Annotated in this window: 11 protein-coding genes and 1 pseudogene; 11 read left to right on the top strand and 1 reads right to left on the bottom strand. The window is 29.2% G+C overall.

The features are described from left to right. Positions 1–876 precede the first annotated feature (876 nt). Positions 877–1692: an RteC domain-containing protein gene (locus tag BTO18_RS07175; RefSeq protein WP_170063241.1), complete on the top strand. Its 816-nt coding sequence runs from the start codon at positions 877–879 to the stop codon at positions 1690–1692. A 530-nt stretch (positions 1693–2222) separates the two neighbouring features. Here the strand turns inward: BTO18_RS07175 and BTO18_RS07170 are convergent. After that, positions 2223–2552 (bottom strand): YegP family protein, encoded by a 330-nt coding sequence (locus BTO18_RS07170; RefSeq protein ID WP_105015574.1) that lies wholly within the window; start codon positions 2550–2552, stop codon positions 2223–2225. Positions 2553–3225: 673 nt separating this feature from the next. On the opposite strand from BTO18_RS07170, the gene BTO18_RS07165 reads away from it, so the two are divergent. The 10 genes and pseudogenes from BTO18_RS07165 (at position 3226) to BTO18_RS07120 (ending at position 15012) form a co-directional block, all read left to right on the top strand. Beyond that, on the top strand, positions 3226–3504 hold the full coding sequence (locus BTO18_RS07165; protein ID WP_105015573.1) for a helix-turn-helix domain-containing protein: 279 nt from the start codon (positions 3226–3228) through the stop codon (positions 3502–3504). 90 nt (positions 3505–3594) lie between these two features. After that, positions 3595–4359, top strand: coding sequence for a hypothetical protein (locus BTO18_RS07160; protein WP_105015572.1), 765 nt, complete (start codon positions 3595–3597; stop codon positions 4357–4359). A gap of 693 nt (positions 4360–5052) precedes the next feature. Then, positions 5053–5719 (top strand): annotated as a pseudogene (locus tag BTO18_RS07155) (P-loop NTPase family protein). Positions 5720–5806: 87 nt separating this feature from the next. After that, positions 5807–6304, top strand: coding sequence for a ClbS/DfsB family four-helix bundle protein (locus BTO18_RS07150; RefSeq protein WP_105015571.1), 498 nt, complete (start codon positions 5807–5809; stop codon positions 6302–6304). Positions 6305–6455: 151 nt separating this feature from the next. After that, positions 6456–6719 carry a helix-turn-helix transcriptional regulator gene (locus BTO18_RS07145; protein ID WP_105015570.1) on the top strand — a complete coding sequence of 88 codons (264 nt, stop codon included), beginning with the start codon at positions 6456–6458 and terminating at the stop codon, positions 6717–6719. A 2-nt stretch (positions 6720–6721) separates the two neighbouring features. Then, complete coding sequence (locus BTO18_RS07140; RefSeq protein ID WP_105015569.1) at positions 6722–7987, top strand: type II toxin-antitoxin system HipA family toxin; 1266 nt, start codon at positions 6722–6724, stop codon at positions 7985–7987. 20 nt (positions 7988–8007) lie between these two features. Beyond that, the gene (locus tag BTO18_RS07135) at positions 8008–8973 is read left to right on the top strand and encodes a hypothetical protein (RefSeq protein ID WP_105015568.1); all 966 of its coding nucleotides are present in this window, start codon (positions 8008–8010) and stop codon (positions 8971–8973) included. Between the two features lie 125 nt (positions 8974–9098). Beyond that, positions 9099–9782 (top strand): hypothetical protein, encoded by a 684-nt coding sequence (locus BTO18_RS07130; protein ID WP_105015567.1) that lies wholly within the window; start codon positions 9099–9101, stop codon positions 9780–9782. Further along, positions 9779–14275, top strand: a complete 4497-nt coding sequence (locus BTO18_RS07125) for an ATP-binding protein (RefSeq protein WP_105015566.1) — start codon at positions 9779–9781, stop codon at positions 14273–14275. The genes BTO18_RS07130 and BTO18_RS07125 overlap by 4 nt, the downstream gene beginning before the upstream one ends. A 26-nt stretch (positions 14276–14301) precedes the next feature. Beyond that, entirely contained in the window at positions 14302–15012 is a 711-nt protein-coding gene (locus tag BTO18_RS07120) for a hypothetical protein (RefSeq protein ID WP_105015565.1), read from the top strand. The last annotated feature ends 86 nt before the right edge of the window (positions 15013–15098 follow it).

Raw genomic sequence — 15098 nt, 5'->3', positions numbered from 1 at the left:
GAATCGATAAAAAAAGTAAGAACTATAAAGTTAGTCAGAATCTAAACTGCCATAGGATTTGCAGACGAGTGTCAATAGTTTGAAAATGGCGTTAAAATAAAAGCTGTTTGACACTGACTAGAAAGAAGTGAGTTCTTTTATTTTAGATATTAAAAACGTAATTGACCGTCGAAATAACTGAGTTATTCACGAAGTCCATAAAAGTAAATATGAACAACCTGAGTAAAATCCATGGCTTGAACTTTTGGCTTGGTTTATCCTGAGCATTACTGAAATGAAAAGATGTTTTCATTGAAAGTAGCTAGCGAAGCTATCGAAGGGTTTTGTTTCAAGACAAATACGAAGTATTCATGAACTCATATTTATAAAATAGAAATGTTGTGAACTAAAATGAACATAATAAATTTATAAAATTAAAAAAGAAACATTAACCCTGTCAGTTCGAGTGCTCTGAGCTTGCGAAGAGTGTATCGAGAACAAAAAAGAGTATAGAACCCTGTCACCCTGAGCATGTCGAAGGGCTAACAAACAAAAAGTAAAAAAGTATAAAACCAATTAAATATGAAAGAATAAAAAATGTTTTAGAAAAGGCTGTTAACACAAAAGATAGATCATCCCCCATAGCCCTTTTTAAAACAATACCAATTCTTATTCGAAATGGTATAATCTTCAAAATAATAAAACAGACAATAGAGTATAGTGGTTTTTTGTTTCATCATTATAAAATTTGAATTAGTTAACAACCTGTTTTTATTTTGAATTAAACACGGGAGTAACTACAATTATTTACAAATATTAGGTTGCCCCGTGTTTTATATAAAAGAAAGAGATAAATCCCCAATTATTTTGAAAAATTGCTACAAATTAATCCATAAATTGGAGCATAATCTTAAGGCATTAGAAAGTAAAATAAAGAACATCCACTGTGTTTTAGAGCAGAGCATAATAGCTTGCAAAGAGGCATTAGAAAAGCTAAGAGAATTTGTTGCAAAATACTATTTTAACGACAAATCAGAAGAAATAGAATTCTACAAAAAGGTCAAACCCATTGTGTTAAGCTATTTAATATTTTATGTAGAGCAGTTGCATATAGTAACAAGACGAACTAAAGAAGGTAAAAAAGAACAAATAAAATATTTAAAAAAGTTTATTTCTAATTATCAAACATATTTCCACAACAATTTAGAATTTTATCACTATTATAAAAGCAACGCAACCCATTTAGATGAACAATTCTTTTTAAGAGAGAATAAAACCATCAGTTTAAATAGAGAAGCATTTCACTATTTTACAGAAGATCAATTCTCAACAAGTCACGACAGCTTAGTAGCAACAATCATGGCATATACAAAGTTAATTGAGTATCTAAAAAATGAAATTGCCCAATTAAATACCAATTCAAAAAACATGGAAATTATCAATCCTTTTCAAAAAGAATCCGAACTCATTTGGACAGGAAACAACAACGAATTAGTGGAGTTAATATATGCCCTGTATAGTAGTGGAAGAATAAATAATAGCAATGTAGATATCAAAGAAATCACATTAGCTTTTGAAAAATTATTCAAAAAAGACTTAGGAAATTACTATCAAAGTTTCAATGATATAAGAGCTCGCAAAATAAACACAACCAAATTTTTAGACACATTAAAATCATCATTAGTAAAATATATGCAAGACCTCGATGAATAGAATAACAGATTTGTCATCCTTGGGCTTTATACTAAACTTGTTTAGTAAGACAGGAATCTATAAATTAAAAAGAGAATTATAAACTAGTCACTATCTAAACCGCTATAGAATCTGGCAGACGAGTGTCTTCTGTTTGAAAATCACGTAAAATGAAATGCTGTTTGAGCTGAGCGAGTTCATTTTATTTAGTGATTGAAAACTAGAAAGACCGTCGAAGATTCAAGGCTAGATATTTTTGTTACTTTTTTGATCAATGCAAAAAAGTAAAGGAGAAATAAACAAAAGTGAATCCTGATTTTTGGATGTCTCCCTGAGCATGTCGAAGGGTCAACAATGTCATTCTTGCGGAATGTGCTGAACTTGTTTCAGTAAAGCAGGAATCCAGAAAACATAAAATCCTATATCTCCTTAAACATATCAAATGATTTTGGTCAGGCAAAAAGTAAAGAAAAGCCATTAGTAAATAAAGCTCCTAATGATAAAATCTCATTAGGAGTTCTTTATTTAGTATAAAAAAATCTTATCATAAATTAAGTAAGATCTTCTACAGAAGCATTAAGCGCATTATTTTTAACAGATGCAATTCCGTTTTCCATTGCAGTTGTAGAAGAATACATTTCACTAGTCCCAATCACTTGTCCATTAGAAGCTTTCAAAGTAAAATAAGGATCTCCACCTTTAGAAGTTAAACGTTCGTATCGCGAATCATTTGGCGCGTTTTCTTTTACAGATTCAATCCCGTTAGTACAACCAGATTTCCCACTATAACCTTCACTGGCTAATATATTTTGGCCATTTCCAGCTTTTAATCTAAATCTAAATTCATCTGTTTTGTCCTTATAGATTTCAAATTTTCCCATAATTATATGTTTAGTTTAGGCATAAATATAAAAAAAACTATCAAGTATAGAGATAAAAACACCTGTACAACACCATATATGGTGTTTATAAAAAACTCAAACCATCATAAAATTTATAGCGAATTGAAAATAGTAGTAGCTTTTTAATAAATCAATTTATAATATTAAACAATAAAAAAAATGTAATAAAAAACACCTGATACAGGTGTAACTTAAGAATAAATTAAAACAATACTTGTCATTTTTGTCAAACGAAAGTCAAATCAAGACAAAAGAGACCTTTTGTCGAAGTCCCCGCAAAAGCGGGGATCTTTTGATACGAATTTGTAAAACTAAAAACACTAAAAATGGCAGCAACAATTATCAGAATGTTTCTTATTAAGGAAAAGAAAAAACATAGGGATTTCATCAAGAAAAAAGTATAAAATAATAAACATATCAGTTCGAGCATTGGTTCTAATGAAAAGAATGTTTCATTAGAAGTAGCCAACGAAGTTGTCGAGAACCTTTTAAACACCAACAAAACAGAAACAATGTCAGTTAGAGTGCTCTAAGCTCGCGAAGAGTGTATAGAGAACCATAAATAGTAAAGAACCATGTCACCCTGAGCTTGTCGAAGGGTTTTATCAAGAAAAAATGAAAAAATAATGTGTAATTTAAAAAATAATTAGAAATGGCAGCAACAATCATTACCACAGAAGATTTAAGAGACTTCAAAGAAGAATTATTAGAAGACATCAAGGCAATCATCAATCATCAGTCAGGATTTGCTCCAAAAAAATGGTTAAAATCTCCAGAAGTCAGAGACTTATTAAGCATTTCTCCAGGAACATTACAAAACCTAAGAATCAATGGCACACTCCCCTACTCTAAAGTAGGCGGAGTTATTTATTACGATTACGAAGAAATCCAAAAAGTACTCGAAGAAAACCGCATTCATAATAAATTCTAAAGTTTAAAACCTCTGTCACTTCGAGTGATTTTACTGTCCAAATGAGCTTAGCGAATTAGGACAGTAAAATTGTATCGAGAAGTCTACACTATGCAAAATGTAAATTTCATAAAACATCTCAAAGGCGTATTCATTCAATTCTCAAAAGACAATCGCTTAAACCCAACACACATCAGCCTATACATGGCATTATTTCAACTATGGAATATCAATCGGTTTGCAGAAGTTTTTTATATCAATCGCGAAGAAGTCATGCAATTATCAAAAATAGGGTCAAAATCTACATATCACAGATGTATCAAAGAATTAAGCCATTGGAAATACATGATATATTATCCATCACACAATCCCTACAAAGGCAGTAAAATTAAGATGTTCGAATTCGGGACAAGCTCTGGACAAGTAGTGGTACACAACAGTACCAAAAATGAGACAAGCAGTGGACAAGCATTGGTACCTATATATAAACATATACAAACTAATAGAAACAATAAAAACGTTACTAAACTTGACCAGCCCAAAAATGAAAATGAAGTAATTGATTTTTTCAAAAAAGAAAACTGGCCAGAAATTGAAGCTCAAAAATTCTACAATCATTATCAGGGTATTGGTTGGAAAGTAGGCGGCAAAACAAAAATTGTCAATTGGCAAGCAACAGCAAAAAACTGGATGATAAAAGCTAAAGAAATTTTGTCATCTCGAGCAGGTCATATCGAGCGCAGTCGAGATGAGAGAACAAACCAAAAATCAGTTAGCCAAAATACGGACAACCTAAACCTTCCCCCTTTGGGAGAATCGAAGGGGGCTGAAAACCTAAAGACTAGTAAAAATAAAAATTACAATGAACCTCTCTGACGCTTCGCGTCATCCTGAATTTGTTTCAGGGTCTCATCAGCGAGGTAAATGTCATTCCCACAGAGAGAAGAATGAACAACGAGGAATCTCATAATTAAAACAAAATATGATACAAAGGTATAATCTAAACCGCCTATTTTATTTTTGGTAAAATTCAAATTTTACGGAATTCAAAGAACCCAAAGCATGTCCTCAACTTGATTGGGGAACTTTGCGGTCTGGGTTCGAAAATGAAGTAAAAAGTAGAATTTAATAAAAATAAAAGTAAGTCTTGATTTTTTCTATGTCACCCTGAACTTGTCGAAGGGTCTAGCTAATGAGATTATAAATTCCAAGGAGTTTACGACGTAGCAATCCCATCATAAAAAAGAAGCGCAATAATTGATATTCAGAATTTTAACCGACATAGGATTTGCAAGCGAGAGTCAATCATTTGAAAAAGCGTAAAAATAAAATCTGTTTGAGCATTGCCGAAAAACAAAATGGCATTTTGTTTTGAGGGTAGCAAGCGAAGCTTAGTTATTTTCTTTTAGCTTTTGAAAATTAAATTGACCGCTGAAAATCCAAGGCTTGAATTTTTGGCTTGGTTTATCCTGAGCGTAGTCGAAGGGTTTTGTTTCTAGACAAAATGAACAGACCATTAGTATAAAAAACAACGTGTCAATCCTGCCAAGGCAGGAATCCATCAAAAAAATGAAAATAGAATCACCCCATATCATAACAGAAGGCAGTGTCCAATACCAATTAGGCGAACTAAAAGAAAATAAAATTCTTTACGATTTTAAAAAAATACAAATCTATTTAGAAGCAAAAGGAAAACTATTATTTGGTAAAAACTTTAAATTGTATGCAGAGGATGAAGCGATTCTATACAAGCTATGCATTTATTTTATTAGAGATTTTAAAACATGTAGTAAATTAAAAATAGATCCAAACAAAGGAATCTTATTATCAGGTCCTGTAGGATGTGGAAAAACAAGTTTAATGAAGTTACTACCATTTATCGTGCCTCATCGCAAATCATACAAAGTAATTCCAGTAAGAAACATAGCATTCGAATTCAATTATAGAACAGTATGGCAATAATAATTTTTACTGCTTTGACGATTTAGGAGTAGAAATCACAGGTCGCCATTTCGGAAAAGATTGCAATGTTATGGGTGAAATCCTCTTATCACGTTATGATTTATTTGTAAGATCCAGTCACCCCGAGCGCAGTCGAGGGGTCAAAACCCACGCAACCACCAACCTCAATGCTCAAGAACTCGAAGAAAGATATGGGAATCGTGTACGCTCTAGAATGCGTCAATTATTCAATCTAATCGCATTTCATAAAGAGAGTATAGACAAACGATATTAATAGAAAAAGCACTAGTTTTTTATAAATTTTTTGTTTAATTTTAAAGTAGAAACTAAAGCAATATAGTAATAATTTAAGTTCAAAATTATGCCTAGACCTAAAACAAAAGACGTACTAGTTACGTTAAGCCAAAAGAATTTCGAAAAGCTTAATAATTTTATTGATAACTTAACTTTAGAGGAACAGCGAAGCGAATTTTCTACTGATACAATGAATCGAAATATTAGAGATGTTGTAGCACATTTACATCATTGGCACGTAATGACGTTAGATTGGTATAAAGTAGGTGTGACAGGAGTAAAACCAAACATTCCAGCAAAAGGGTATACTTGGAAAACAACTCCTAAATTAAACAAATGGATTAACGAAAAGTACAAACAAACCGATTTAGAAGAAGCGAGGTTACTACTACAAAACTCCTATAAAAAAATAAGAGCCGTCATACAAAAGCACACTGATGAAGAGCTTTTCGAAAAAAAGAGATACAAGTGGACGGGCACTACCTCTTTAGGTTCTTATTTGATATCTGCTACTTCAAGCCATTACGATTGGGCATTAAAACTAATTAAGAAAGGGAGAAAATAAAACAAAGTGTTCTTAGAAAGTCTAAATATGCAGTCTAAAAAGATAAAATAGAATTCTCATATTAGGAATTAGCATACTTTATTACTGTGTATTATAATAAACATATGATTTATTTTTAGTATATTTGTGTATTATAATAAACAAATCAATAATGATTGACGCTGTTACAATTAAGGATGTCAAATTGCAATTAGGTAAACTTTGCAAACAGAAAAGACAAAATTACGAACTGTCTCAAGAAGAACTAGCTCTAGCATTAGGTTTATCCCGTTACACAATTCAAAAATTTGAAAATGGTAAAAATGCGACGTTAGATACCGCATTAAAAATTGCAAATCATTTTAATCTGTTAGAAAAGTTCTATAAGTTATTAAAAGATGTAGAAAATAGCAATAATATCGATTCACTATATTAACAATGGCTAAAAACAACATCATAAAGGTTACCTTATTTGGTCTAGAAATAGGCAAAGTAGGTTACGATATTGATAAGCGTACATCCTATTTTCAGTACAATCCTAAGTTTTTAGAGTCAAACCAATACACAAACATATTTCCTTATATTTTCAAGCGGGTCAAACCAATACAAATTTTCACAGAATTTGAAGGAGAGACCTTTAGAGGATTACCTCCAATGATTGCAGATTCTCTTCCAGATATGTTTGGGAATATTATTTTTAAAGAATGGTTCGAAGCAAAAAACAAAGAGTTTAGGAAAATTACACCATTAGAACAATTAACCTATGTTTCTAATCGGGGTATGGGAGCATTAGAATACTTCCCTATAGCAGAAATACCAAAAACAACAAGAATAGATATTGAAGAAATTGTAGAGGTTTTAAATAAAGTATTAGACTTAAAAAATGAAACTAGTGCAGAAACATTAAATGATGCAGCGCTATTAAATATCTTTAAAATCGGTACATCTGCAGGGGGTGCGCGTCCTAAAATTTTAATCTCAGAACACAAAGAAACGGGTAATATTATTCCTGGAGATATCGAATATTCAAATAACTACAATCACTACCTTGTAAAACTATGCATCAATGAAGATTGGGGATATAACAAAGAAAAAATAGAATATGCATATTATCTTCTAGCAAAAGAAGTAGGCATTCAAATGATGCCTTCAAAACTAATTGAAGACAAGCATTTTGCCACATTACGTTACGATAGACAAAAAGGAGAAAAACAACATGTACTAACAGTTTCCGGCTTAACAGGATGGGATTTTAAAAAACCCGATAATGCCAGTTATGAAAATGTATTCAAAGTAGCGTTAGATTTAAAAGTACCTTATAGAGACTTACAAGAACTATTTAGAAGAATGATTTTTAATATCGTTTTTGCGAATATAGACGACCATTTAAAAAACCATAGTTTTATCTATAATAAAGAAACAGACTTATGGAATTTAGCACCTGCATACGATTTAACATACCCATTAAATATAAACTTAACGTTTAGTAATGTAACAAGAGCTTTATCCATAAACAATAAACGAAATAATATTAACTTACAAGATCTTCTCACTATTGCTGAAGAATTTGCAATAAAGAACCCAAAAGGTATTGTCAAAGAAATACAAAAAGCTACTCTAAAATGGGAAGAAATAGCAACTAAATTAGAAATATCCAAAAAAGTAACCGAAACAATTAAGAAAGAGTTTGTAAACTTAACCTAATCAAAAAATAATAAAAAAAATTGCAAGAAAAATTTTACAAACCAGATTCACTTTGGGAAGTCTATAACATTAATAGTAAAGAAGAATTTTATAAAAAAATAAACTTGTCACCTAAATTTCATGGATGTGTTCCAGAAGATATTGGTAATGAATTTAAAACTATAGAATATTTAATAGTTCTGTCTTATCATCACGCTGCTTTGCTAGATGAAGCAGTAACTAAGGCATTAGTTGCTATTGAAATTGCAATTAAGCTAAAAGCAAAACAATTAGATATTCCTTTAAAAACGGAATCAACAGCCAAAAGTAAAGCTAGAGATAAAAAGCTATATAAGTTAATTGAAGAAGTGCTATCTAAAACTGGTTTACAGTTTTTGAAACCTGATTTTGATAGAGCAAGAAGTATTAGGAATTCAAGAGTTCATAAAGAGAGGCACACTTTTATGGGTGTAATAGGGTACCCCATTCATAATATTAGACTGTTCATAAACTTAATAAATGTATTGTTTCTAAATGAGAATGATTTAAAAATATTAACTTATAAGAATAATTTATTCTCGGAAATATTGCCAAATTTTCATAACAGACCAATGATATTGGAATTCAATGATAAAAGGATTCTAATAAGTAATATTCTATTATTTAAATATATTAAATATGATAAAACAGAATTGCTAGTACTTTTGGCTGAGCCAGTATTAATAAATACATTTAACCTTCTAAATGAAAACCCCTCTAGAAACCCACTTTTGTTATCTTTTAAAAATTTTACAATAAGCAAAGAAAAAGTAATTGGTTTAGATCAAAAGGGTGATAAAATCAGTATTAATTTTACACATAAAAATGAAAATAAAATAGTATATAATAAATTTATTTCAGATAAGAGTAAATTGTCGGATATCAATAAAAGCGTTTATGATTCAAGTGTAATTGGCGATGCACCTTGGCAAATGGAAAAAATAATGTTCGATAATTCTTGGTACTAATAAATGAACAAATAATAATAACTTAAATTGTAATAAAATAAATAAAATCACTTTTATTATAATAATAAAAACAAAACCATATTAACTATTGTTTAGTATAAACATACATACAAATCATCTAATTAATGCCATATTCAGGAGGTAGTTCAACACATTCTGGCATAGCATATCAAAACTGGTTTCTCGCATTGCAAGTAGCATATAGTTTTTTTGAAGCTAATAGGATAATATACCCAGAAGCTTTTACTACTGATATTAGTATAATAGATGATATTAAAGTAATACATAATGGTCAAACTACTTTTTTTAATGTAAAATATAGATCACCAGCTAGTAATCTCCATTGGAATCAAGGAGATCTTAAATCACAACTCCTGTTTAAAAACTTAAGGCATCAACACGAAGCAAATAAAAAAGCAAATATTATTTTGGTATCAGAAAGTAATTGTTATTTAATTACTGAAGTATTTATAAGAGCAAGAAATGCAATGACACCTGCCGATTTACCTTTAGCATTAGAATCTATAAAGGCAATTGAAGAGTGGGAAAAGGCAAAGTTAGGTTTAGACTACAATGATTTTCAACTTCTTACTTTTGCAAAGAAGGTCTCTATGAGAAGTTTACCATTATTTGAAATACAAAACTTAATAGAACATAGATTTAATCCTTTGGGTAACTCAAAAGCAGTAAGTAAACTTTTTTTTGCAAAAAGTATTGAATGTTCTAGTAATAAGACTATGATAGAGAAAAAAAATATTAATAAATGGTTATTAGATGATGGAATCCATTTTAATTTAGATAATAAATGAAACGAGATGTATATGCAAATAGGCCATTAGACTTTAATACTCTTACACCTAGAGAGTTTGAGGAGGTTGTTTATCACTATTTTAAAGATTTAATTAATAAAGGTTTTTATGAAGGTGTTTATGATATTGCTGAATTATCTTCTGGTGTTGGTGAAAAGGGAGCTGATATTATGCTTTTTTTAGAAGGTAAAATAAATGGCATTATCCAATGTAAAAAATATAAAAATAGTATAGGTGTAAGTCTTATATTATCTGAAGTAATAAAACTTCTTTTACATCACGTCGTAGAAATTAAAGAAAAAAATAACGATGTATTATCTTCTTCTTCTTTAATTAATAATATAGAAACTTTTACATATTATATTGTTGCTTCAAAAGACTTTACACAAAAAGCTAAACTTTTTTTAGCAGACTTTAAAAACAAATGGAAATCTGAAAGCATTACTCATCTAATAAAAAAAGAATTAAGGGCAACAAGTTTCAAAAATATTGAAGTAGAGGAAATACAACCTAGAATTGAAGAACTTTTAAATCTACTAAATATTTCTTCTTTAAATGAAGTTGATTTAGATTTAGTTATTAGGTCAAATATTGATGTAATTAATAGATATTTTTCTACAATATCTTACTCTTCTGGATCATTAAATGAAAGTAATCAAGATAATAACAAGGATAAACTAAAAGGTTCAAAATTATCAAGTGCAGAGCTTCAAGCTAAAGCAAAACAAATATCTAACGATATTCGTAGAGTTAAAACTCATTTTGGCAAAAATAAAGAGTTAAAAATTACAAGACCAGAAGTAAGTGAAATATATAAGTGGATTGACAAAAAACTCAAAGAGAATGAAACGAATATTGCTATTGTTGCAGGTAATGCTGGAATGGGAAAATCGGTTGTAATTTCACAATTATATGATTTATTAGAAAAAGAAAAAATACCAGTAGTATCTCTTAAAGCAGACAGGTTAACATTCAATACCTCTAAAGAATTAGAAGATCAGTTTGATTTAGAAGTAGGTTTTAATGTTTTTTTAAATCAATTAATTGATACAGAAAAACAAGGTATTTTATTAATTGACCAAATAGATGCTCTTTCTCAAGCATTATCTTCAGACTTAAAGCCCCTAAAATTTTATGACAGTTTAATTCAAAGATTCATTAATCATCCAAAAGTAAAAATCATTATTTCAACTCGAATTTATGATTTAAATTATGACCCAATTATTTCAAACTATAAAGGTAAAAGGAGTTTTGTTATAAGGCAATTAAAAAGAGAAACACTGTTAAATATATTAAATAAAGCTGGGATTGAAAAAACTACGCAGTTTAGTGATCTATTCCTAGATTTGATATCAGTACCATTGCATTTAGATGTATTTCTTAAAGTTTATAGTGTAGAATTACATACTGATGAAATCAAAAGTTTACAAGATCTATATTCGGTTTTGTGGAGTCATAAGATTATTGATAATAAAAGTCTTTATACCAGAAAAATAGATTACGTAAAGGTTTCTAAATTTATTTTTATGCTCGCTTCAAAAATGTACGATATTCAACAAATAAATATTGATCAGAGACTGTTTGAAGATAAGTTTTCAAAAGAGATTAAATATTTAAGAACAGAGGGGATTATAAATACAACAGATAAAATAGAATTTTTTCATCAATCCTTTTTTGATTATTCATTTGCTAGAAACTTTACAAATGAGAATAAAAATTTAACTGAAGATATTTTAAGTAGACATCAAGGATTATTTATACGATCAAAAATTAAGCAAATTTTAAATTATAGAAGAAGTGTAGATAAAGCAGAATACAATAAAGACATAAATGAACTAATTGCAAATGCAAAAATAAGATTCCATATTAAATTACTAGTGTTGCAACAGATAGCATTTCAACATCAACCACTTAAATTAGAAACAGATTTTATTGAGAAAAATATATTTCAAAATAAGGATTTAAGAAACACCTTTTTATCTCTTTTTTTAGGAGAAGGTTGGTTACACTTTTTCATCAATAATGATATCTTTAGAAAAGAATTAGAGAGTGATGAGGCAGCAGCTCAACCTCAACTTCTTAATGTTTTTAGACGTTTTATGTATGTAAATAAAGGCAAGTATTTATTAGAATATTATCAAACTTTAAAAGATTCTAATATTAAAGATGAATTAGTGATAGACTATTTATGGCGTGCTCCTGAAGTTGAAAATCCTATCGCTATTGCATTAATTGAAAACGTTCTTTTACGTAGACCAGATTACAAAAAAGACTATTGGTATTATCGAGTGCTAGAAAATACTATTCTACATTTTCCTAATTGGACAAAGAATCAGATATTGTCAAATCTTAACATAGATAAAGGGACAGATATTAGTGATGAAACTAATTATTTTTACTCCAGAAATCATGCAAGTAAGATTTATGACGACTTTTGGAAAAAGCATCCAGATATAGCATATCAATTGGTAAAAAACATAGTCAAAGAAATTATAAATAAACGTACTTATGAATCAAAGAGTACAATCAAATCAGATGCTGCTTATTTATTATACGATAGAAAGAGTAACGATCTTTATAAGCATCACGATCAATTAGATAAACTTCAGACATATTTAGAGGATACATACAAAACAAATCCAAAATTTGTAAAAAATGAGGTTAGTGAATATATAAACTCAAATTATATTACAGAAATAATTATTGGGTTTAGTATTATTTTTAAATATCCCAAGGAATTTCAAAAAGAATCTTACTTATTCTTTTCAAATCTTCAAAAATTTACTGATGTATATAGTTTAAACCAATATCTTAACTATATGATGTTAGAAACTTTTGGTAAAACCTATACTTTACTAGATGATAAACAAAAGAAATATTTAAATGATAAAATTATTCCTAATTTCCATAAATCACATGAATTAAGAGTTTTCAAAAATGATGACGGTACTATCAGAAAAAATAGATTTTATGGTGTAGGTAAATATGAATTATTATCGTCAATTGTAAATGCTAATAAAGAGGTAAGTGAAAAATTACTCAAAGAATATAAAGAGCTAAAACGTAAATTTGGTGCAATAGATAATAAAGAACCAGAAGGTGTTACAGTACACGTAAATAGAGATCCTTTAAATGCAAGCTATGATAAATTTACTTTAGATAATTGGCGAAGTAGCTTTAAAAAATATAACTACAGTAACAAGAGTTTCAACAGCTGGAATCAGCCTACAGAATTCGAGCACGGTAGAAGATTTGCAATTATAGTAGCGCAAAACCCATCAAAGTTTTTAAACTTTATTGAGGAATTAGTAGAAGATATTGAAGTTTCCAATACTTATATTGTTAAAGGATTAGAGGGGTTGAAAGATGGAAAAATAGAGACTGAAAAATTAATAAAATTATTCTGTAGGACTATTGAGAGTAGAACTTTTCAAAAAGAAAATACATTATACCTTATTTGGTTAACAAGATATTTTCCTGAAAATAAAAAATCCAATAAAAAGGTTCTAAAATTTCTTGAGGATAATATATTAGATGGTGATGAAGGGAGAGATAATTTAAATGATTGTTTAGCAACAGGTATTAATTCTGTTCGTGGTGCAGCGGCAAGTGCACTAATTGATTACTCTTATTCAGAAAAACATTTTGACTTTATTTGTGAATCTTTAGAAAAACTAGTTAACAATTCAAAACCTTCAACTAGAGCTGCAGCTATATATAAAATGCAGTATTTGTTACAGCATGGTGAAGATCGTGTAATGGAATTATTTTTAGAATTAACAAATGATTTCCATCCAGGTATTTTAAAAGTATCTCTTAATCCACTACAATATTTGGTACATCATAACTTTGTTAGGTTACATCCATTTTTTAAAGAAGCAGTTAAGGTAAAAGAATCTAGTGCTGAAATAGGTAAACTAGTTACATTGGCTTATTGCAACAATTATATAGGTTCAGAGTCACTACTAAATGAATTTTTAAAATATAGCAATCCCAATACTATTATAAGAACTGCGTTTGAATTTATAGAGCATGAAAACAAAGTTGTAGAAGCTTTATCTTTAGTTGAGAGATTTTACGATAATAATGATAAAGATTTAGGTGAAATTTACAATAGAGCTTTTTTTCATATCAAACCTCATTTATTTACAACACTTAAAAATTTTATTTACAAATATGTTGATTCAAAAGTAGGTAAATATAGAGAGCATCATTTTTATGATTTCTTACTAAAGTCTTCTAACAATTATCCTAAAGATTGTATAGCTCTTGCAAGTAAATACAAAAATCAATATTTAACAGATATTACTGAAAGAAGTTATAGAAACGAACCTTTACAAGTTATAGTTAACTCTTACAATGCATTAAGAGAATATAATAAAGGAAGTTTAATTTTAGAAAATGCAATGGATGTTTTTGATGATATTCTTCAAAATGAAGACTACAGAGATTCTTCAGCATATCAGATTATAAAAGATGTCGACTCGTATTAAGTATTTATTTTAATTCATTTCAATTAATGAAAAAAACAGGAAAATGTAGGTTATGTAGTGAAGTTAAAAAACTCTCATTTGAACATGTTCCGCCAGAGGCAGCTTATAATTCAGATCCTGTGTTTTTTCAGGATTCGGAAAATCTGCATGATAAGTCAAGTCACGTTTATGGAAAGAAAAAGAGAAGTCCTCGTGGTGCAGGTGGAATGTATTTTTGTGTTTCATGTAATAATAATACAGGTGGATGGTATGCTAATGACTATAAAGAATTTGCTAAAATAGGAATGTATGTTCTCAAATCTACAGTATATGCAAATAAATACATGTGCGCTAAATATCCAATTAAACCGCTTAATGTTATTAAACAAATTCTAACAATGTTTGTTGCATTAGAAAGCAGTGGTTACCTTATTCAACAATCTGGTTTAAAAGAATTCTTAATGGAACCTGAAAGTAATAAATTTCCAAAAGGGATTAGGGTTTTTGCATACATGACAAGCGCAATAAATTTAAGAAATGCCTTATCATTTTCGAACTTGGATGGGTATATGCGGTATTTTGGAGAAATAAGTTATATACCTTTTGGATTCCATATTTCAATTAATACACCACCAATAAATAAGCCATATTGTGAAATTTCCAATTTTGCTCATTTTACTTATAATGAAAAAGTTGAAATAACACTACCACTGCAATATCTTATTCCCAAAACATACTTTCCAGGTATGTATAAATAGCTATAAATTCAAAGTTCACTAAAAACAAAAATGAGTGTGTAGTTCAGCTAACTAAATAAATTTGCCGTTTTTTAAAAAAATCTAGG

The organism is Polaribacter porphyrae, from assembly GCF_002954685.1.
GTDB classification, from domain to species: Bacteria; Bacteroidota; Bacteroidia; order Flavobacteriales; family Flavobacteriaceae; genus Polaribacter; species Polaribacter porphyrae.
Note: the sequence above shows the minus strand (reverse complement) of the source record. Positions and strands in the feature narration are given on the sequence as shown.